This is a genomic window from Micromonospora sp. CA-249363 (assembly GCF_050950185.1).
In the GTDB taxonomy this organism is placed as follows: Bacteria; Actinomycetota; Actinomycetes; order Mycobacteriales; family Micromonosporaceae; genus Micromonospora.
This window is the reverse complement of the sequence record NZ_CP192020.1, coordinates 583,697-602,295: the sequence shown is the minus strand read 5'-3', so window position 1 is coordinate 602,295 and position 18,599 is coordinate 583,697. Positions and strand designations below refer to the sequence as shown.

20 protein-coding genes are annotated in these 18,599 nt (G+C 72.5%); 13 read left to right on the top strand and 7 right to left on the bottom strand.

The annotated features are described in order from the left end of the window. Positions 1–188: 188 nt before the first annotated feature. The gene (locus tag ACQPZK_RS02880; RefSeq protein ID WP_433536800.1) at positions 189–1,343 is read left to right on the top strand and encodes a peptidoglycan recognition protein family protein; all 1,155 of its coding nucleotides are present in this window, start codon (positions 189–191) and stop codon (positions 1,341–1,343) included. Between the two features lie 146 nt (positions 1,344–1,489). Here ACQPZK_RS02880 and ACQPZK_RS02875 read toward each other — a convergent pair whose 3' ends face one another. Further along, complete coding sequence (locus tag ACQPZK_RS02875; protein WP_433536799.1) at positions 1,490–1,741, bottom strand: hypothetical protein; 252 nt, start codon at positions 1,739–1,741, stop codon at positions 1,490–1,492. Positions 1,742–1,896: 155 nt separating this feature from the next. Between ACQPZK_RS02875 and ACQPZK_RS02870 the strand changes: the two genes are divergently transcribed. Further along, positions 1,897–2,115, top strand: coding sequence for a helix-turn-helix transcriptional regulator (locus tag ACQPZK_RS02870; protein ID WP_433536798.1), 219 nt, complete (start codon positions 1,897–1,899; stop codon positions 2,113–2,115). A 115-nt stretch (positions 2,116–2,230) separates the two neighbouring features. Here the strand turns inward: ACQPZK_RS02870 and ACQPZK_RS02865 are convergent, their stop codons facing one another. Continuing rightward, positions 2,231–2,533 carry a hypothetical protein gene (locus tag ACQPZK_RS02865; RefSeq protein WP_433536797.1) on the bottom strand — a complete coding sequence of 101 codons (303 nt, stop codon included), beginning with the start codon at positions 2,531–2,533 and terminating at the stop codon, positions 2,231–2,233. A 157-nt stretch (positions 2,534–2,690) separates the two neighbouring features. Between ACQPZK_RS02865 and ACQPZK_RS02860 the strand changes: the two genes are divergently transcribed. The 11 genes from ACQPZK_RS02860 (at position 2,691) to ACQPZK_RS02810 (ending at position 13,712) form a co-directional block, all read left to right on the top strand. After that, positions 2,691–3,851 (top strand): acyl-CoA dehydrogenase family protein, encoded by a 1,161-nt coding sequence (locus tag ACQPZK_RS02860; protein WP_433536796.1) that lies wholly within the window; start codon positions 2,691–2,693, stop codon positions 3,849–3,851. Then, on the top strand, positions 3,841–5,055 hold the full coding sequence (locus tag ACQPZK_RS02855; RefSeq protein ID WP_433536795.1) for an acetyl-CoA C-acetyltransferase: 1,215 nt from the start codon (positions 3,841–3,843) through the stop codon (positions 5,053–5,055). The genes ACQPZK_RS02860 and ACQPZK_RS02855 overlap by 11 nt, the downstream gene beginning before the upstream one ends. Before the next feature lie 14 nt (positions 5,056–5,069). Beyond that, on the top strand, positions 5,070–7,211 hold the full coding sequence (locus ACQPZK_RS02850) for a 3-hydroxyacyl-CoA dehydrogenase NAD-binding domain-containing protein (RefSeq protein ID WP_433536794.1): 2,142 nt from the start codon (positions 5,070–5,072) through the stop codon (positions 7,209–7,211). Continuing rightward, on the top strand, positions 7,208–8,311 hold the full coding sequence (locus ACQPZK_RS02845) for a CaiB/BaiF CoA transferase family protein (protein WP_433536793.1): 1,104 nt from the start codon (positions 7,208–7,210) through the stop codon (positions 8,309–8,311). The genes ACQPZK_RS02850 and ACQPZK_RS02845 overlap by 4 nt, the downstream gene beginning before the upstream one ends. A 90-nt stretch (positions 8,312–8,401) precedes the next feature. Then, positions 8,402–8,848: a YbaB/EbfC family nucleoid-associated protein gene (locus ACQPZK_RS02840; protein WP_433536792.1), complete on the top strand. Its 447-nt coding sequence runs from the start codon at positions 8,402–8,404 to the stop codon at positions 8,846–8,848. Positions 8,849–8,851: 3 nt separating this feature from the next. Next, entirely contained in the window at positions 8,852–9,193 is a 342-nt protein-coding gene (locus tag ACQPZK_RS02835) for a hypothetical protein (RefSeq protein ID WP_433536791.1), read from the top strand. After that, the gene (locus ACQPZK_RS02830; RefSeq protein ID WP_433536790.1) at positions 9,177–10,256 is read left to right on the top strand and encodes a hypothetical protein; all 1,080 of its coding nucleotides are present in this window, start codon (positions 9,177–9,179) and stop codon (positions 10,254–10,256) included. Before ACQPZK_RS02835 ends, ACQPZK_RS02830 begins: the two co-directional genes overlap by 17 nt. A 13-nt stretch (positions 10,257–10,269) precedes the next feature. Beyond that, positions 10,270–10,548, top strand: a complete 279-nt coding sequence (locus ACQPZK_RS02825) for a hypothetical protein (protein ID WP_433536789.1) — start codon at positions 10,270–10,272, stop codon at positions 10,546–10,548. Between the two features lie 162 nt (positions 10,549–10,710). After that, positions 10,711–11,958, top strand: coding sequence for a DUF2786 domain-containing protein (locus tag ACQPZK_RS02820; protein ID WP_433536788.1), 1,248 nt, complete (start codon positions 10,711–10,713; stop codon positions 11,956–11,958). A gap of 147 nt (positions 11,959–12,105) precedes the next feature. After that, positions 12,106–12,462 (top strand): YciI family protein, encoded by a 357-nt coding sequence (locus tag ACQPZK_RS02815; RefSeq protein WP_433539090.1) that lies wholly within the window; start codon positions 12,106–12,108, stop codon positions 12,460–12,462. Continuing rightward, a complete protein-coding gene (locus tag ACQPZK_RS02810; protein WP_433536787.1) occupies positions 12,459–13,712 on the top strand; it encodes an RNA polymerase sigma factor in 1,254 nt (417 codons plus the stop codon). Before ACQPZK_RS02815 ends, ACQPZK_RS02810 begins: the two co-directional genes overlap by 4 nt. A gap of 20 nt (positions 13,713–13,732) precedes the next feature. On the opposite strand, the gene ACQPZK_RS02805 is transcribed toward ACQPZK_RS02810, so the two are convergent. The 5 genes from ACQPZK_RS02805 to ACQPZK_RS02785 all read right to left on the bottom strand — a co-directional run bounded on the left by ACQPZK_RS02805 (position 13,733) and on the right by ACQPZK_RS02785 (position 18,599). Continuing rightward, positions 13,733–15,205 (bottom strand): alpha/beta hydrolase, encoded by a 1,473-nt coding sequence (locus ACQPZK_RS02805; RefSeq protein ID WP_433536786.1) that lies wholly within the window; start codon positions 15,203–15,205, stop codon positions 13,733–13,735. Between the two features lie 118 nt (positions 15,206–15,323). Continuing rightward, complete coding sequence (locus ACQPZK_RS02800) at positions 15,324–15,593, bottom strand: hypothetical protein (protein ID WP_355049137.1); 270 nt, start codon at positions 15,591–15,593, stop codon at positions 15,324–15,326. Then, the gene (locus tag ACQPZK_RS02795) at positions 15,590–15,937 is read right to left on the bottom strand and encodes an ArsR/SmtB family transcription factor (protein ID WP_433536785.1); all 348 of its coding nucleotides are present in this window, start codon (positions 15,935–15,937) and stop codon (positions 15,590–15,592) included. Before ACQPZK_RS02795 ends, ACQPZK_RS02800 begins: the two co-directional genes overlap by 4 nt. 164 nt (positions 15,938–16,101) lie before the next feature. Further along, complete coding sequence (locus tag ACQPZK_RS02790; protein WP_278150219.1) at positions 16,102–16,275, bottom strand: CsbD family protein; 174 nt, start codon at positions 16,273–16,275, stop codon at positions 16,102–16,104. A 74-nt stretch (positions 16,276–16,349) separates the two neighbouring features. Then, positions 16,350–18,599, bottom strand: a complete 2,250-nt coding sequence (locus ACQPZK_RS02785; protein ID WP_433536784.1) for a heavy metal translocating P-type ATPase — start codon at positions 18,597–18,599, stop codon at positions 16,350–16,352.

Sequence of the window (18,599 nt, the reverse complement as noted above, 5' to 3'; positions counted from 1 at the left end):
TGATTACCAGGAGTAATCAGCTGGCGCGGCTATTCACTGGTAATAAACCAATCGTCCAGAGTGCCGCTTTAGCATCTTTCGGGCCCCATCCTGGCGGTGTGCCCCGAGGGCCGGCCAGGGCACCACGGCGCGGGCGGACGGCCGGCATGCCGGCTGACACCTGGCGCATCACGCAAGGGAGCACAACCGTGGTTTCTCGACGTCGAGTCCTCTACGGCGCGGCCGGCGCGGCGGTGGGCCTGTCGGCCGCCGGCACGTTCGCCGGGTCCGCGACAGCAGCGCCGTCCACCTCTACCGAGGTGACGTCGCCGCTGGCCGCCCCGCGCGGTCGCCTGATGAGCAGGACGGTGGTGACCTCGCCGGCCATCCCGCTGACCCACCTGTCCATCCGGCACGGCGGCCCCTCGGCAGCGGTGCGCCTGCGCACCGGCAAGGGCTGGAGCGACTGGCTCGAACTGAACGCGTGCCAGAACGGCCGCGACGGCGGTACGGCAGCGGCACGCTCCAACGTCGTGGTCGCCAACGGCGCGACCGCGTACGAGGTGCAGACCGCCGACGGCTCTGACGCCACCGTCTCCGAGCTGAACATGGTCGACGGGCCCCGACGGACGGTCGTCAACCCGCAGACGAACGGCCTTCCCGCTGCACGGGGTGGCCGCCAGCCGACGTACCTGTCCCGGTCCCGGTGGGGCGCCGACGAGTCGCTGCGCTTCGCCGAGGACGGCAGCGAACTGTGGCCCGCCGAGTTCTTTCCGGTACAGACTCTGACGGTCCACCACAGCGGCGTGTACGAGCACAACGAGGACCCGGACCCGGCCGCGACGGTCCGGGCCATCTACTACGACCAGTGCGTCCTTCAGGAGTTCGGCGACATCGGCTACCACCTGCTGATCGACGAGGCGGGACGGGTCTACGAGGGCCGCTACTCCGACCCGGGTCCCCTGCCGGTGTACGGTCCCGGCCTCGGCAGCGACGGTCGGCCGCTCATGGTCAACGCGGCACACGTCGGTGGCTACAACGCGGGCAACATCGGCATCTGCCTGCTGGGCCGGTTCACGTCCCAGCAGCCCAGCGCCGCCGCGCACCGCTCGTTGGTGTTCGTCCTGGCGGGCCTCGCCGCTGCGGGAAGGCTCGCCCCCGGCGGCCGGACCGACTACGTCAACCCGGTCAGCGGGGCGAGTGGCAAGGTCGACGTCATCTCCGGCCACCGCGACTGGGCCACCATCGGGGCCGACCCGACCGAGTGCCCCGGCGACGCCTTCCACCCCTACCTCGGCGCGCTCCGCCAGGAGGTGGCGGTGCTGCTGCGGCAGTTCCCGGCCCCGCCGAAGCACCCGCGCTAGGAGACCCGCGCCCCACCGTCTCCGTCTCGATTCCGTCTCCCCCGACGCCCGGCGGAGGCGGTGGGGCGTGCGCACCTTCAGGGCACTGATCACTTGATGCTCACCAGTTCGGCGGGCGTTCCCGGCCACTGGTCAGCATCAAGTGATCACCGGAGCCGGCGGCGGACCAGGCGTCGGCCGAGGTGCCGCAGGTTGGACGTCTGGGAGTAGAGCGCCGCGTTGATCGCCCCGACGGCGACTCCCGGGGCGCGCTGCACCCGGTCGACGTCCTGCACCACCCGGCCGATCAACGCCAGCCGACACCGCAGGTCGAACAGCTCCCGCCGCGCGCGGTGCAACGCCGTCTCCAGTCCCCCGACCCGCTCCCGCAACCACGCCAACTCCGTCGCCTGATCCATCAAGCCCACCTCTCACTGCACCGCACCCACGCGGCCCATCCGCCGCAGGCCACCTCTGACGACCACTCTCGCCCGATCGAATGCCCCTGTCAATATGGAGACCCCCTTTCGGGGAGGGCTGATCGGGGATACGCGAACGTGCCTAGTGTCCAGGTGTGGGCGACAAGGGGCCGGGCGAGCTGATGGGGCCGTATGAGATCGGTCAGCGGCTCAACGTGTCCCGGAGCAGGTTTCAGCAGATCGCCATGCGGCCGAGCTTCCCGAAGCCCTACCAGGAGCTTCGCGGCATGAAGGTCTGGCTGCGGGCTGATGTCGAGGCGTGGATCGCCGAGCACCGCCCGCCGCGCCCCACCGAGGGCGACGAGGCCGAGTAGCACCGGTCCGGCGTGATCCACACGAGATCGCCGAGCTGGGCGTATCCGATCGCCTGAATACCGCCACAGCGCCGATCCGGAGTGGATCACGCTCTGCGGACGTCCGCGGGCGGGCTCAGCAGCCCTCCGCCACCAGCCGGGTGAACGTCACGTCTCCGAACTCGAACACCGCTTGAGCGACAGCTTCCGCCTCCGTGGGATGACAGGTGTCTGCCACGACCTGCCAGTCGTCCGCGCAGCAGAAGAGGTAGAACTCCGCGTCGGCCTTGTCGTAGCGGGCGATCGCGAGATGGGCGACGACCTCCGCGAAGTTGCTGACGGAGTGCCGCGTCGCGCCGGTAGGCAACTGCCCCGGCGCGAGGCTGGCGAACAGCGTGACCCGGGCTCCGTCGAGTAGGGCCGGCGGCGTTGCTCTCACGGCACGATCGTCACCCAGTCGGCCTATTTGATCGACTCGATTTCCTGCAAGGCGGGGTGTCCCGCTCGGGCGGATGGCCAGACTTCACGGAACAGGAGTCGATCAAGGCGTCGCGGGCTTATTGACATGCCGCCAACAGCGCGCGAGGGTGATGCACATGTCCACGCCCGACGGCTCCCCCTCGCCCTGGCGCCAACCGGAACACGACGACCTCGCCGAACTGGCCCGCACCTTCTTCATCAAGGAGGTGCTGCCGCACACCGAACGCCTGTCGACACAGGGGCACCCGGACCGCGAGCACTACCGGCGGGCCGGTGAGCTGGGGCTGCTCGGCCTGTCCGTCCCGCAGGAGTACGGCGGCGGGGGCGGCGACTTCACCCACGAGGCCGTCGTGCTGCACGAGCAGGCGTACGCCGGGGAGGGCAGCCTCGGGCTCGCCGTACACAGTGGGATCGTCACCGGCTACCTCGTGGCGTACGGCAGCGAGGAGCAGAAGCGACGGTGGCTGCCCGGCCTGTGCAGCGGTGAGCTGGTGGGTGCGATCGCGATGACCGAGCCGGACGGCGGCTCGGACCTTCAGGCGATGCGCACGCGGGCGGTCCGCGACGCCGACGATTACCTGGTCAGCGGTGCGAAGACGTTCATCACCAACGGTGGTCTGGCGGACCTGGTCATCGTGGCGGTCAAGACGGACCCGGAGCAGCGGGCGGCCGGCATCTCGCTGCTCGTCTGCGAGGTGGGCGGCGATCCCGAGGGCTTCCGGCGCGGCCGGCTGCTCTCCAAGATCGGGCTACACGCCAACGACACGGCCGAACTGTTCTTCGACGAGTTCCGGGTGCCGGCGGCCAACCTGCTCGGTGGCGTCGAAGGGCTGGGCTTCGTCCAGATGATGCAGCAGCTTCCGCAGGAGCGCCTGGTCATCGGAGTCGGCGCGGTGGCGGCCATGGAACGGGCGGTCGCGCTGACCGTCGCGTACGCCAAGGAGCGCACCGCCTTCGGCAAGCCGCTGATGGGTCACCAGAACACCCGGATGGTGCTCGCGGAGTGCGCCACCCGTACCCGGGTCAGTCGGGTCTTCCTGGACGACTGCGTCGTCCGGCACACCCGTGGCGACCTGGACGTGGCGACGGCGGCGATGGCGAAGTCGTGGCTCACCGACGGGCAGTGCGAGGTCGTGGACCGGTGCCTCCAGATCTTCGGCGGCTACGGCTACACGACCGAGTATCCGATCGCCCGCATGTACGCCGACGCCCGGGTGCAAAAGATCTACGGCGGCACCAACGAGATCATGAAGGAGCTGATCGCCCGTGCCCTCTGAGGCGTACGTCTATGACGCGGTCCGCACCCCGCGCGGACGCGGCCGGGACACCGGCGCGCTGCACGGGGTCAAGCCGATCTCGCTGGTCGTCGACCTGATCGAGGCGTTGCGCGAGCGCAATCCCGGCCTGGACGTCGCCCGGTTGGAGGACCTGCTGCTGGGCATCGTCACGCCGATCGGCGAGCAGGGCGGCGACCTGGCGCGGGCCGCCGCTCTGCTGGCCGGGCTGCCCGACCACGTGGGCGGGGTGCAGCTCAACCGGTTCTGCGCCTCCGGGTTGGAGGCGGTCAACTCGGCCGCCGCACGGGTCCGCTCCGGGTGGGAGCACCTGTTGCTGGCCGGCGGGGTGGAGTCGATGTCCCGGGTGCCGATGGGTTCCGACGGCGCGGCCTGGGCGACCGATCCGCAGACCGCGCTGGCCACGTCGTTCGTGCCGCAGGGCGTCAGCGCCGACCTGATCGCCACGATCGAGGGCTTCACCCGTGACGACGTGGACGGTTACGCGGTGCGGTCGCAGGAGCGGGCCGCCAAGGCGTGGGCGGGAGGGCACTTCGCGCGTTCGGTGGTGCCGGTCCGCGACGGCAACGGGCTGGACATCCTCACCGTCGACGAGCACCCTCGCCCGGACACCACGCGGGAGGCGCTGGCCCGGCTCACCCCGTCGTTCGCCACCATCGGGGAGGCTGCCGGCTTCGACGCGGTCGCCTTGCAGAAGTTCCACTGGTTGGAGGCCATCGAGCACGTCCACCACGCGGGCAACTCGTCCGGCATCGTGGACGGCGCGGCGCTGGTACTCGTCGGCTCCGAGCGGGTCGGCCGCGACCTCGGCCTCACCCCGCGTGCCCGGATCGCCGGCGCGGCGGTCAGCGGGGCCGACCCGACGTTGATGTTGACCGGTCCGATCCCGGCCACCCACAAGGCGCTCGCCGCCGCCGGGCTGACCCTCGACGACATCGACCTGTTCGAGATCAACGAGGCGTTCGCGGCGGTGGTCCTCAAGTACGTCCGCGACCTGGGACTCGACCCGGACCGGGTGAACGTCAACGGTGGCGCGATCGCCCTCGGCCACCCACTCGGCGCGACCGGGGCGATGCTGCTCGGTACGGCGTTGGACGAGTTGGAACGCCGCGACCTGCGCCGCGCCGTGGTGACCCTGTGCATCGGCGGCGGCATGGGCGTCGCCACCGTGATCGAGCGCTGCTGACCGGGAGGACGACCATGACCGACACCATCCGGTACGACCGCGCCGCCGACGGCATCGTCACGCTCACACTTGACGACCCCGACCAGTCCGCCAACACCATGAATCGGGCGTACGCGTCCTCGATGAGCGCGGCGCTCGATCGGTTGGAGGCCGAGCCCGACCTTGTCGGGGTCATCGTGACCAGCGCGAAGTCGACGTTCTTCGCCGGTGGCGACCTGCCCGAGATGGTCCGGGCGACCCGCGAGGACGCGCCCGCGCTGGCCGAACTGCTCGGCACCATCAAGCGGGACCTGCGACGGTTGGAGACGCTGGGCCGGCCGGTCGTCGCGGCGGTCAACGGCTCCGCGCTCGGCGGCGGTCTGGAGATCGCGCTCGCCTGCCACCACCGGATCGCGCTGGACACACCCGGCAGCCGGCTCGGGCTGCCCGAGGTGACCCTGGGCCTGCTGCCCGGGGCCGGCGGGGTCACCCGGACGGTACGGATGCTCGGCCTGGCCACGGCGTTGACCACGGTGCTGCTCACCGGCCGGCGGATGCGCCCGGCCGACGCCCTGACCGCCGGAATCGTCGACGAGGTGGTCGCCACCGAGGCGGAGATGCTGGATCGGGCCCGCGCCTGGATCGCCGGGAACCCGCACCCGACACAGCCGTGGGACCGGCCGGACTACCGGATGCCGGGTGGCACCCCGGCCAGTCGCTCCCTCGCCGCGCAGCTACCCGCGTTTCCGGCCACGCTGCGCAAGCAACTCAAGGGCGCACGGCTGCCCGCGCCGGAGGCGATCCTGGCCACCGCCGTCGAGGGCGCGCAGGTCGACCTGGACACCGCGCTGACCGTGGAGACCCGGCACCTCATCGGCCTGCTCACCGGCCAGGTCGCCAAGAACATGATCGGTGCGTTCTTCTTCGACCTGAAGGCCGTCAACGGCGGCGCGGCGCGGCCGTCCGTGGACGTTCCGCCGGTGCGACGGGTGGCGGTGCTCGGCGCCGGGATGATGGGCGCGGGCATCGCGTACGCCTGCGCCGACGCAGGGCTGGACGTGGTCGTGCGGGACGTCTCGCCGGAGGCCGCCGGCCGGGCCCGGGAGCACGTCGAACGGCTGCTGGCCCGCCGGGTCCGCAAGGGTCGCGCCACCGAGGCGGACGCCCGCGCGGTGCTCGACCGCATCACGACCACGGACCAGGTGGACGCGCTGGCCGGCTGCGACGCCGTCATCGAGGCGGTCTTCGAGGACCCGGCCCTGAAGAGAAAGGTGTTCGCCGAGGTGCTGCCGGTGCTCGCGCCGGACGCGCTGCTGGCCACCAACACCTCCACGCTGCCGATCACCGGCTTGGCGCAGGGAGTGGACCGGCCGGCCGACTTCATCGGCATGCACTTCTTCTCGCCGGTGGACCGCATGCCGCTGCTGGAGATCGTCGTCGGCGAGCAGACCGGGGACGTGGCGTTGGCGCGGGCGTTCGACCTGGGCCGGCGGATCGGAAAGACCCCGATCGTCGTCAACGACGGCCGCGGCTTCTTCACCAGCCGGGTCATCGGCCGGTTCATCGACGAGGCGGTCGGCATGGTCGCCGAGGGTGTCCCCGCCGCGTCGGTGGAGCAGGCCGCCCTTCAGGCCGGGTATCCGACCGGGCCGCTGGCGCTGGCCGACGAGGTGAGCCTCACCCTGATCCAGCGGATCCGCCGCCAGTTCGAGGCCGCCAGCGCGGAGTACCGACCGCTGCCGGCGCACCGCCTCGTCGACGAGCTGGTCGACGCGTACGACCGGCCCGGCCGGGCCGGCGGGCGCGGTTTCTACGCCTACGAGAACGGCCACCGGGGTCGGTTGTGGACCGGCCTGGCCGACCTGACCACCGACGCGGGCCGGGCGGTGCCGTTCACCGACCTTCAGGAGCGGATGCTCTTCGCCGAGGCGTTGGACGCGCTGCGCTGTCTCGACGAGGGGGTGCTGCGTACCGAGACCGACGCCAACATCGGCTCGATCTTCGGCATCGGCTTCCCCGCCTGGACGGGTGGCGTGATCCGATACGTCCGCCAGTACACGGGCGGGCCCGCCGGCTTCGCGGCGCGGGCCACCGAGTTGGCCGGACGGTACGGCGACCGGTTCACGCCCCCCGGTGACCTGGTCGACCGTCTCGCCGCACCGGTCGGCGTCGCGTGAGCGGGGCAGGCGGCCCGCTGGCCGGGGTGCGGGTGGTCGAGCTGGCCAGTCTCGCTCCGGCGCCCTTCGGCTGCATGGTGCTCGCCGACCTCGGGGCGGACGTGGTGCGCGTCGACCGACCGGGCGGCCCGGGCGCCGGTCGACTGGCCGCGCCGAGCGGCGGGCCGTTGCAGCGCGGCCGGCGGGTCACCGCGCTGGACCTGAAGTCCCCGGCCGGTGTTGCCGACCTGCTGCGCCTCGTCGAGCGGGCGGACGTGCTGGTCGAGGCGTACCGGCCGGGGGTCGCCGAGCGGCTCGGCTTCGGCCCGGACGTCTGCCGGGACCGCAACCCGCGCCTGGTGTACGCGCGGATGACCGGCTGGGGTCAGGACGGCCCGCTGGCCGCCCGGGCCGGCCACGACATCGACTACATCGCGGTCGCCGGGGCGCTGGAACCGCTGGGCCGAGCGGGTGAGCGCCCACACGCGCCGCTGAATCTGATCGGTGACTTCGCCGGTGGCGGCATGCTCCTGGCCGTCGGCGTGCTGGCCGCGCTGCTCGAACGGGAGCGCTCCGGCCTCGGTCAGGTCGTCGACGCGGCCATGGTGGACGGTTCGGCGCTGCTCACGTCGTTCCTGCACGGGTTGCTCGGCACCGGTCTGTGGGCGGCCCCGCGTGGGCGGAACCTGCTCGACGGAGGCGCACCCTTCTACGACACGTACGCCACCGCAGACGGTGGCTTCATGGCCGTCGGGGCGCTGGAACCGGCCTTCTACGGCGAGCTGCTGACGGGGCTCGGCCTCGCCGACGCGGACCTGCCCCAGCAGTACGACCCGAGCGGCTGGGACGAGCTGCGGCGGCGGTTCACCGAACGGTTCGCCGAGCGGACGCGGGACGAGTGGACGGCGGTCTTCGCCGATCGGGACGCCTGTGTGGCCCCGGTGCTCGCCCCCGGCGACGCGCACCGGCACCCGCACAACGCGGCCCGGGGGACGTTCGTCGAGGTGGGGGGCGAGGTGCAACCGGCACCGGCGCCGCGCTTCGACCGTACGCCGACGGGCCCGCCCGTGCCGGAGCGGGACGTGTCGCCGGTCGAGGAGATCCTGACCTCCTGGCGGTAGATCCACAGCGGACCTGCGGGGCAGCCGTACGGCTGTCGCGTTGGTACGGTCGAGCACCGACGGTGGATCACCGACCGGAGGGGTACGAGCATGGCGAGTGGTATCGATCCGTCCGGCCTGAGCCGGTCACTCGAGGACGCGATGCGCCTGCTCGGCCAGGCCTCGGGCGCTGTGGCGGCACAGTCCGACGACGCCGACGGGTCCGCGCCCTCGGCCGAGCAGATGACCGGTCGGGGCACCGGCGGGGACGGTCTCGTCGAGGCGGAGGTCGCCGCCTTCGGCGCCCTACGGAGCCTGGTGATCGATCCGAGCCTGTCCCGGGCCGGCACGACCGTGATCGCCGAGTACGTGCTGGAGGCGGTGCAGGCGGCGCAGGCCGACGAGCGTGCGCGTCGGGCCGACGTGACGGCCGGGGCGCAGGTCGACGGCACCGCCCTGGCCCAGCAGCTCGAACGCGTCTCGGAGGAGGCGTTTCGTGGCTTCCAGCAGATGATCGGCGACCTGGACGCGGCCACCCGTCGGATGGATCGTCGCTGAGCCATGTCCGATGGGATCGAGGTCGACGTCGACGCCCTGCACGCCGCAGCGGCGTCGCTCGCGGCGACCGGCCAGCAACTCGGCGAGGCGGTCAGCGGCCTCGAATCGACGGTGAACGGGTCGGGTAATCCGTGGGGCGCCGACGAGGCGGGTTCGCTCTTCGGGGCCGTGTACGTCGAGGTCCTGATGCACGCGCTGGACGTCTACCGGTCGATGGCCGACCAGTTGACCGAGGCCGCGGAGAACCTGGACCTCAGCGCCGACGCGCACGAGGCGACCGACGTCGCCAACGCGGAACTCTTCACGAGGATGGAGCTGCCCGGTGGGTATGCAGCTTCCTCCTGAGCTGGCCGAGGCGCTGGGCTGGGTCGGCTTCACCTGGCCGACCGCCGACGAGGAGTTGCTGTTCGAGGCGTCCCAGCTCTGGTTCGCGTTCGCCGGCCGGCTGCGGACGGCGGCCGGCGAGGCGCAGGCGGGCGCGGCGCAGGTCGGGATGACCAACAGCGGCGACGACGTCCGGGCGTTCGAGCAGGCGTGGCAGGCCGAGGAGGGTGCGCCGCGCCGCATCGAGGACGGCGTCCAGGCGGCCGAGCTGATCGGCATGGCGTTGCTGGTGATGGCCATCATCACGCTGACGCAGAAGATCATCGTTATCGTCCAGTTGACGATCCTGGTGATCCAGGTGGCGATCGCGTTGGCGGCGGCGGCAGCCAGCTTCGGCGCCTCGCTGGCCCAGATTCCCGTCTCGATCGGCGTGGCCCGGATGGCGATCCAGCGGGTCATCAAAGAGGTCATCGAGAAGGTCGTCAAGGAGATCATTCCGCAGCTGTTGAAGCGCGCGAAGACGCTGCTGCGCCGCTTCACCCGCAAGGGCGCGAAGCGGGGTGGCCCCGGCCGCCGGGGCGTACCCGGCCCGCACACCACCGAGCGCTACCCCAACACCAAGCCGATGCTCGACAAGTACCGCAACGAGCACCTGCCCGGCGGGCACTTCCCCACCGCCGTACGCCGGCTCAGCCCGGAAGAACTCGAACAGCACCGGGTGTTCTTCGACAGCAACGGTGTGCTGCGCAGCGCGCGAAACGGCGAGCCGTTCGACACGTCGAGCGCGCAGACCGTGTTCAGTGGCAACGGCCAGGCGATCTTCGTGATGGACCGCAACGGCAACCTCTACGCGTCCAACTACCAGAAGGTCGGCGACTTCCACCACTCCACACTGGGCAACGGCAACCCGGTCGCCGCGGCGGGCGAGCTGGTCGTGAAGGACGGTAGGGTCCAGTACGCGACGGCGCGCAGTGGTCACTACCAGCCCGACGTGGGCCACATGGCCAATCTCGACGCCGAGTTCAAGCGCAACGGCGTGGGCGGGGTTCCGATCCTGGGCTGGGACGGCAGCCGGATCTTCTAGGGAGTCAGCGAGCATGGGTACGGACAGTTGGAAGGGCCACGTCAACGGGATCCTGTACGGGGTCCAGTTCGACAGGTCGCTCGACGACGCGGTGGTGACCCGGGTCGCCGACGGGGTGGCCGCCGGGCTCTACCCGGGCGACCGGGCCGAGACGCGGGACGCGCTCGACCAGGCGCTCCTCTACGCAGGCCCGTTGAACGACCAGGCCGAGACGCATCACAGCGAGGACGACATCCGCGCCTTCTTCCGCCGGCTGTCGACCGCGCTGGCCACCAGCCCTTCCCAGAGTTGATCAAGAGGTTCGCGTCAGAAAACGGCCGCGCCGTGACGCGAACCTCTTGATCACCGCCGGACGGGCGGGCCGGACATCCCCGTTTGGGGTGTCTTCGGTGGGGGGCGGCATGATCATGGTGGAGGTGGGCCATCGTGGGCCGCCCGAGCCGAGGGGGTGCCGGTGCCGGACGCGGACGAACTTGTCGCCGACGCGCTGGCGGCGGTGCGCGGCAGCGACGTACGACAGGCCGAACGGCAGCTCGACCGGCTGATGGTCGGCACCGGGACGGCGGACGGCGCGACGGCGGTGGACGCCGCCCTGGCACGGCGGCTGGTTCGCGGCCTCGCACGGCTCTGGCCGCGCGGTTGGCAGCCGGTCGACGTACACCGGATCGTCAGGCGTCGGCTCGATGCCGGCGCGGCCCGGCTGGCCCGCGCGGCGCTGGCCGCGCAGCGACGCGAGCAGGCCGAACCGGTCCCCGACTGGTGGGACGACCAGCTCCGCGCGCTCGCCGCCCAGGACCGGGACGCTGGGCCGGAGGTGCTGGCGGCCTGGACCGCCGCGGAGGGGCTGGACCGGATCGACGCGCTACGCGCGGCGGTCGACGTCCTCGCGCTGGTGGAGAGCCTGCCCCCGATCGCGGTGCTGCGCCCGCCGCCGGGTTCGACCGGGACTGCGCTTCCCCGCGTCGCCGGTACGACCCGCACTGGCTCGCCCATGCTGGACCGGGTACGCGCGCTGCTGGCCAAGGCGGAGTCGACCACCTTCCCGGCCGAGGCGGAGGCGTTGACCGCCAAGGCGCAGGAGCTGATCGCCCGGCACAGCATCGACGAGGCGCTGCTGGCCGCCGGCGCGGAGCGGGGCGGCGACCAGCCGAGCGGGGTGCGCCTGGGTGTCGAGAATCCGTACGCGGGGGCGAAGGCGCTGCTGGTGCAGGAGGTGGCGGCGGCGAACCGGTGCGAGGCGGTCTGGTCCGACGACCTGGGTTTCACCACCGTGCTGGGGTGGCCGGCGGATCTCGTCGCGGTGGAGCTGCTCTACACGTCGCTGCTGGTGCAGGCGACGGCCGCGATGCTGCGCGGGCGCGCCGAGCGTCGACCGGGTTCGGGCCGCCGGACGAAGGTGTGGGACGAGTCCTTCCTCAACGCGTTCGCGCTGCGAATCGGTGAGCGTCTGCGCGCGGCCACCGACGCGGCGACGGAGGCGGCGGGTCAGACGGAGGCCGGGGCGGATCGGCTGCTGCCGGTGCTCGCCCAGCGGGGTGAGGCGGTCCGCGAGCGGCTGGAGACGCTGTTCCCCGGCGTGACCCGGCACCGGCTCAGCGTGCGCGACGCCGAGGGCTGGTCGTCCGGCACCTCGGCCGCCGACCGGGCGTCCCTGGACGTCGGCGACGCCCGGCGACCCCGTCAGGTGCCGGGCCGCCCCTGATCCGCCCGGCGTGGGAACGCCACCGTCAGAAGTTTCTGCGATTTTCTTCGGTAGGCGGTAGGGAACGGGCCGGCGGCTCCGACCCTCCGGTGAGCCGCACCCCAGCCGGGGCGCGACCAGGAACCGAGGAGCATCCCTGTGAAGTACATGTTGCTGATCTGGAACCGGCCCGGCTTCACCGAGGAGCTGACCGAGGAGGACCGTACCGCCCTGTTCGGCGAGGTCGACGAGATCATGAAGGAGCTGACTGAGAGCGGCGAGCTGATCGGCGGCCAGGCGTTGGCCGACCCGTCGCAGACGCAGACGGTCCGGCTCGCGGGTGGTCACCCGGAGATCGTCGACGGGCCGTTCATGGAGAGCAAGGAGCAGTTCGCCGGCTACCTGGCCGTGGACTGCGACAGTTCGCAGCGGGCCGCCGAGATCGCCGCCCGCTGGCCGGACGTGCGCTTCGGCGGCGCGATGGAGGTCCGCCCGATCATGGACGAGGCCGGGACGGAGATGTGACCGACGACCGGACGGTCGAGGACCTGCTGCGCACGCTCGCGCCGCAGGTCCTCGGCCTGCTGGTCCGCCGGCACGGCCAGTTCGACAGGTGCGAGGACGCGGTCCAGGAGGCGCTGCTCGCCGCCGCGACGCAGTGGCCCGGGCAGGGCGTACCGGACAACCCTCGTGCCTGGCTGCTCACCGTGGCGACCCGCCGACTCACCGACGAGTGGCGCAGCGAGAGCGCCCGCCGCCAGCGCGAGGTCGCGGTGGCGCTGCGCGAGCCGGCGTACGCCCAGACGGCGCCTCCGGCCGACGCCGAGCCGGCGGTGCCGGACGCGGACGACACCCTGACCCTGCTGTTCCTCTGCTGTCATCCGGCGCTGGCCGGGTCGGCGCAGGTGGCGCTCACGCTGCGCGCGGTGGGCGGTCTCAGCACCGCTCAGATCGCCCGGGCGCACCTGGTGCCGGAGGCGACCATGAGCCAGCGCATCCGGCGGGCCAAGCAGCGGATCGAGGCGGCCGGCGCGCGGTTCGCCATGCCCGGACCGGCCGAGCGGGAGGAGCGGCTGCGGACGGTGCTGCGGGTGCTCTACCTGATCTTCAATGAGGGGTACACGGCGTCGAGCGGGCCGGATCTGCACCGGGCCGAGCTGACCGCCGAGGCGATCCGACTCGGCCGCGTCCTGCACGGGCTGCTGCCCGACGACGGCGAGGTCACCGGGCTGCTGGCGCTGATGCTGCTCACCGACGCGCACCGGGCGGCCCGGGTGGGCCCGGACGGTGAGCTGGTGCCGCTGGCGGAGCAGGACCGTTCCCGCTGGGACGCCGCCGCCATCGCCGAGGGGATCGTGCTGATCACCGAGGCGTTGACCTGGTCGCCTCCCGGCCCGTACCAGCTCCAGGCCGCCATCGCCGCCGTGCACGCGGAGGCGACGACGGCGGCGGAGACGGACTGGCGGCAGATCGTCGCGCTCTACCGGCTGCTGGGGCGGATCGCACCGAATCCGCTGGTCACGCTCAACCAGGCGGTCGCAGTGGCCATGGTGGACGGGCCCCGCGCCGGGCTCGCCCTGCTCACCCCGTTGGACGCCGACGAGCGTACGGCCGGGCACCACCGGCTGGCGGCCGTCCGGGCGCACCTGCTGGAGCTGGATGATCAGCCGGCCGCCGCGCGGGAGGCGTACCTGGTGGCGGCGCGCGGCACGACGAGCCTGCCCGAGCAGCGGTACCTGGAGCTGCGCGCCGCCCGGCTGGCGGCGCGGCACTGAGCGCCGCGCCGCCGGCCAGGTCAGACGTCGACCGCCGGACAGCTCGTGCCCCGCGCCGGCACGACCCCGTCGAGCAGGTACGAGTCGACGATCCGCCCGACGCACGGGCTCGTGGTGTAGCTGCCGTGCCCCCAGCCCCGATAGGTCAGCAGCACCCCGTGCCGACCCAACTGTCGGGCCACCGCACGGGCCCAGACGTAGCCGCTCGCCGGGTCGTGCACGGTGGCGGCGATCAGCAGCGGCACGTCGGTGCGTACCCGCAGCCGGTGCTGCGGGTTGGCGACGGTGGGGGTGCCCAGGCAGGTGACCAGGGCGAACAGCGCCGGCGGGTAGCGCAGGTCGGGCGCGAGCCGGGCGCTGCGACGCAGATGCGCGTCGTACTCGCGGTAGTCGCGGACCGGCAGGCTCCAGTCCTGGCAGAAGACCCCGAAGGGGTACGGGGCCACCGCGTCCTCTGCCAGCGTGGTGATGCCCGGCGTCGCCGCGCCGCCCTCCAGCTTGCCGATCCACTCCGCGAGCCCGGGCCACCGCCACGTGTCGTAGAGCTTCTTGTGGGCGAGGCGGCTCAGCTCGAAGGGGACGAGCGGGGCGCCGGCCCGGTCCGGGTCGGTCAGCGTTCCGCGCTCGGCCCGGGCGTGCAGCCCGGCCCAGATCGCCCGTACGTCCCGACCGTGCAGCACGCAGTCGGCGGACCGGGCACACCAGTCGAGGAACTCGTCGAACGCGTCCTCGGCGGTGACGGCCTGGGTGTCGAGGAAGGCACGGGTGTCGAGGCTGTGGTCCATCGCGGCCTCCAGCACCATGGCCCGCACCCGGTCGGGGAACAGCTCGGCGTACCGCTCGCCCAGCAGGGTGCCGTACGAGCTGCCGTGGAAGGTGAGCTGCCGCTCGCCGAGCGCGGCGCGGACCGCGTCCAGGTCCCGGGCGGCGCTCGTGGTGTCCACGTGGTCGTAGAGCGCGCCCGTACGGGCCCGGCAGTCGGCGCGTAGCAGCGCGTTCGTGGCCAGCGTGGCGTCGAACTGTGCCTGGTCGGCGATCACCTGGGGTTGCCGGCCGAGCAGGTCGCGGGAGCAGCGCACCGGATGGCTGCCGCCGGTGCCGCGCGGGTCGAAACTGACGATGTCGAACCGGCGGCGCAGGTCGGCGCTGAACCGCGAGCTCCCGTTCACCACCCGGTCGACGCCGCTGTCGCCCGGCCCGCCGGGGCCGAAGAACAGGGTGCCCTGCCGTGCGGTCGGGTCGGTGGCGACGCGGCGGGCCAACGCCAGCTCGAAGCGTTCGCCCCGTGGTCGGCTCCAGTCGACCGGCAGCGACAGGCTGCCGCACTCGGGCGGGGCCTCCGCGACGGGCGGCTCCTCGTCGGGGGCGTCCTCGGCGCAGGGGTGCCAGTCGATGACGGGTCGGGCGGCGGCCGGGCTCGCCGGGGTCAGGCCGGCGGCCGTGAGGGCCAGAGCCACCGCCCAGCCGACTCCGGATTTGCGTACGCGCAGCATGGAGTGCTGTCCTCTCCTCGAAGGAGCGTTACCGGTGAAACTCGCCTGCTGGCGAGGTGATGCTGCTTCCACCCGGGCCGTCGAGTGGCCGCTCGACGGCCCGGGGCCTTCACGCGGGTCAGTCGACCTCACGCAGGACGCGTTCGAGCGTGGTCATCCGGGTCTCCATCCCGCTCAGCCGACCGTCCATCGCGGCGAGCAGTCGGGCGTTCTCCGCCTGTGCCTGCGCGGCGGTTTCGGCGAGCTTGCGGTAGTCGTCCGCGCGGTTCGCCTCGTACCGGGCCCGCCGGGTCTTGGCGAGTTGTACGACGGTCACGGTGAACACGCTGATCAGCAGCGCGAACACGCCAAACGCTCCGACGACCTCGGTCCAGTCGTGCTCGCTCATGACCGCGCCTCCGGCTGCTCGCCCGACTCGGGCACGGTCAGCGTCTCGATCGCCGCCGCGATGACCTGGGGGGTGAGTGTGAGCACGAAGGGCTCCACCTCGTAGTAGTTCATGGCCTTCCCGTCCTCCGACAACTCCATGCGGGCGGTGACCAGCCCGGCCGCCGCCAGCTTCCGTAGGTGGACCTGCAACAGCGCGCGGCTGATGCCCAGTTGCCGGGCCAGCCCGCTGACGTACGCGCGCTCGCGGGCCAACGCGGCGACGACCCGCAGCCGGTGCGGGTTGGCCAGGGTGGCCAGCACCCGGACCAGGTCGTCGCCGGTCGGCGGCGACGCCGCGCTCATAACCAGCCCTTGCACATGCCAACAGAAGTTAGCAGGTGTCGCGAGACTGCGGCGCAACGTGAAGGCGGAATCAGGGGGATCTCAGGGTCGCCGGAGAAGTCCGGACACGACAGCACGCCGGGCCGGTGATGGTCACCGGCCCGGCGTGCGGGTTACGTCGTACGTCAGCTCTTGAAGGCGTCCTTGATCTTCTCGCCGGCCTGCTTGAGCTTGGCCGTCGACTGGTCGGCACGACCCTCGGCCTCGAGCTGCTCGTTGTCGGTGGCCCGACCGGCGCCTTCCTTCAGCTTGCCGGCCGCGTCCTCGGTGGCGTTATTGACCTTGTCGTCGAATCCCATTGCCAACCTCCATCGCAAGCGTCGCTACGAGGTCAGAGGTACCCCCGTCTTCGCTGCTCCAACCATGTCGGCCGTCACTTGTCTGCGACGGCCGACCGGAAGCGGCGCAGCCGCAGGCTGTTGGCCACGACGAAGACCGACGAGAACGCCATGGTGGCGCCGGCGATCATCGGGTTGAGCAGCCCGGCCGCGGCCAGCGGCAGGGCCGCCACGTTGTAGCCGAACGCCCAGAACAGGTTGCCCCGGATGATCCCGAGCGTGCGCCGGGACAGCCGGATGGCATCCACCGCGGCGTCCAGGTCGCCCCGGACGAGGGTCAGGTCGGACGCCTCGATCGCCACGTCGGTGCCGGTGCCCATGGCGAGCCCCAGGTCGGCCTGGGCCAGCGCCGGCGCGTCGTTGACGCCGTCACCGACCATCGCCACCGAGCGCCCCTGCGCCTGGAGCCGCTTGACCACGTCGACCTTCCCGGCCGGCAACACCTCGGCGATCACCTCGTCCACACCCACCTCGGCGGCGACCGCCCGGGCCACGGTGATGTTGTCGCCGGTCAACAGGACCGGCGTGAGCCCCAGGGCGCGCAGCCGCGCCACGGCCGCCCGGCTCGTCGGCCGGACCACGTCGGCGACCGCGAGCACGCCCCGGGCCCGCCCGTCCCAGCCCACGACTATCGCCGTACGACCGGCGGCCTCCGCGTCCCGCACGGCCCACTCGACCTCCGGCGGCACGTCGACACCGCGTTCGCGCAGCAGCCGGACCCGGCCGAGCAGAACGACCCGCTCCTCGACCGCGCCGGTCACGCCCAGCCCTTCGAGGTTGGCGAAGCCGGTCACCGGGGGCAGGTCACCCGCCTCGGCGGCGCCCACGGCGACGGCCCGGGCGATCGGGTGCTCGGAGGCGGCCTCCACCGCGCCGGCGAGCCGGAGCAGCTCCGCGCGGTCCTCGCCACTGGCCGGCACCACGCCCACCAGGGTCATCCGGCCGGTCGTCACGGTGCCCGTCTTGTCCAGCACGACGGTGTCGACCCGGCGGGTCGACTCCAGCACCTCCGGCCCCTTGATCAACACGCCGAGCTGGGCGCCGCGACCGGTGCCGACCAGCAGCGCGGTCGGCGTGGCCAGCCCCAGGGCGCACGGGCACGCGATGATCAGCACGGCCACGGCGGCGGTGAACGCGGCGGTCGGGCCCGCGCCGGTGCCGAGCCACCAGCCGAGGGTGCCCACGGCCAGGGCGATGACGATCGGTACGAACACCCCGGAGATCCGGTCGGCCAGCCGCTGCACGGCCGCCTTGCCGCTCTGCGCCTGCTCGACCAGGTCGGCCATCCGGGCCAGTTGGGTGTCCGCGCCGACCCGGGTCGCGGTGACGACCAGCCGGCCGCCCGCGTTGATCGTCGCGCCGACCACGGGGTCGCCCGGACCGACCTCGACCGGCACCGACTCACCGGTCAACATGCTCGCGTCCACGGCGGAGGTGCCCTCGTCGACGACGCCGTCGGTGGCGATCTTCTCGCCGGGACGGACCACGAACCGGTCGCCCACCGCGAGCCGGTCCACCGGCACCAGGGTCTCCACGCCGTTCCGCAGTACCGCCACCTCCTTCGCGCCGAGTTCGAGAAGGGCTCGCAGGGCCGCGCCGGCGGTCCGCTTGGACCGGGCCTCGAAGTAGCGACCGGCCAGGATGAACACCGTGACCCCGGCGGCGGCCTCCAGGTAAATGTTGCCGGCGCCGTCACTGCGGGTGATCGCGAGGCGGAACGGGTGCGTCATCCCGGGCATGCCGGCGTCACCGAGGAACAAAGCCCAGAGCGACCACCCGAAGGCGGCGAGGGTGCCGAGCGAGACCAGGGTGTCCATGGTGGCCGCCCCGTGCCGCAGATTGGTCCAGGCCGCGCGGTGGAACGGCAGCCCACCCCAGACGACCACCGGGGCGGCCAGGGTCAGCGACAGCCACTGCCAGTAGTCGAACTGCCAGGGCGGCACCATGGCCAGCAGGACCACCGGCACGCTCAGGACCGCCGAGACCCACAGCCGGGTACGCGGCCCGCGCAGCGGGTCCTCCACCGGCGCCTCGGCGGTCGGCGGGGCGGGCAGGGCCGCCGTGTAGCCGGTCTTCTGGACGGTCTCGATCAGATCGTCCGGGGTGACGTCGTCGGCGTACCGGACGGTCGCCTTCTCGGTGGCGTAGTTGACGGTGGCGCTCACCCCGTCCATCCGGTTGAGCTTCTTCTCGACCCGCGCGGCGCACGCGGCGCAGGTCATCCCCCCGATCGCCAGTTCGATCCGGTTCGGCGCCTCGGGCAGCGGTCTGCTGGTGGTGGTCAT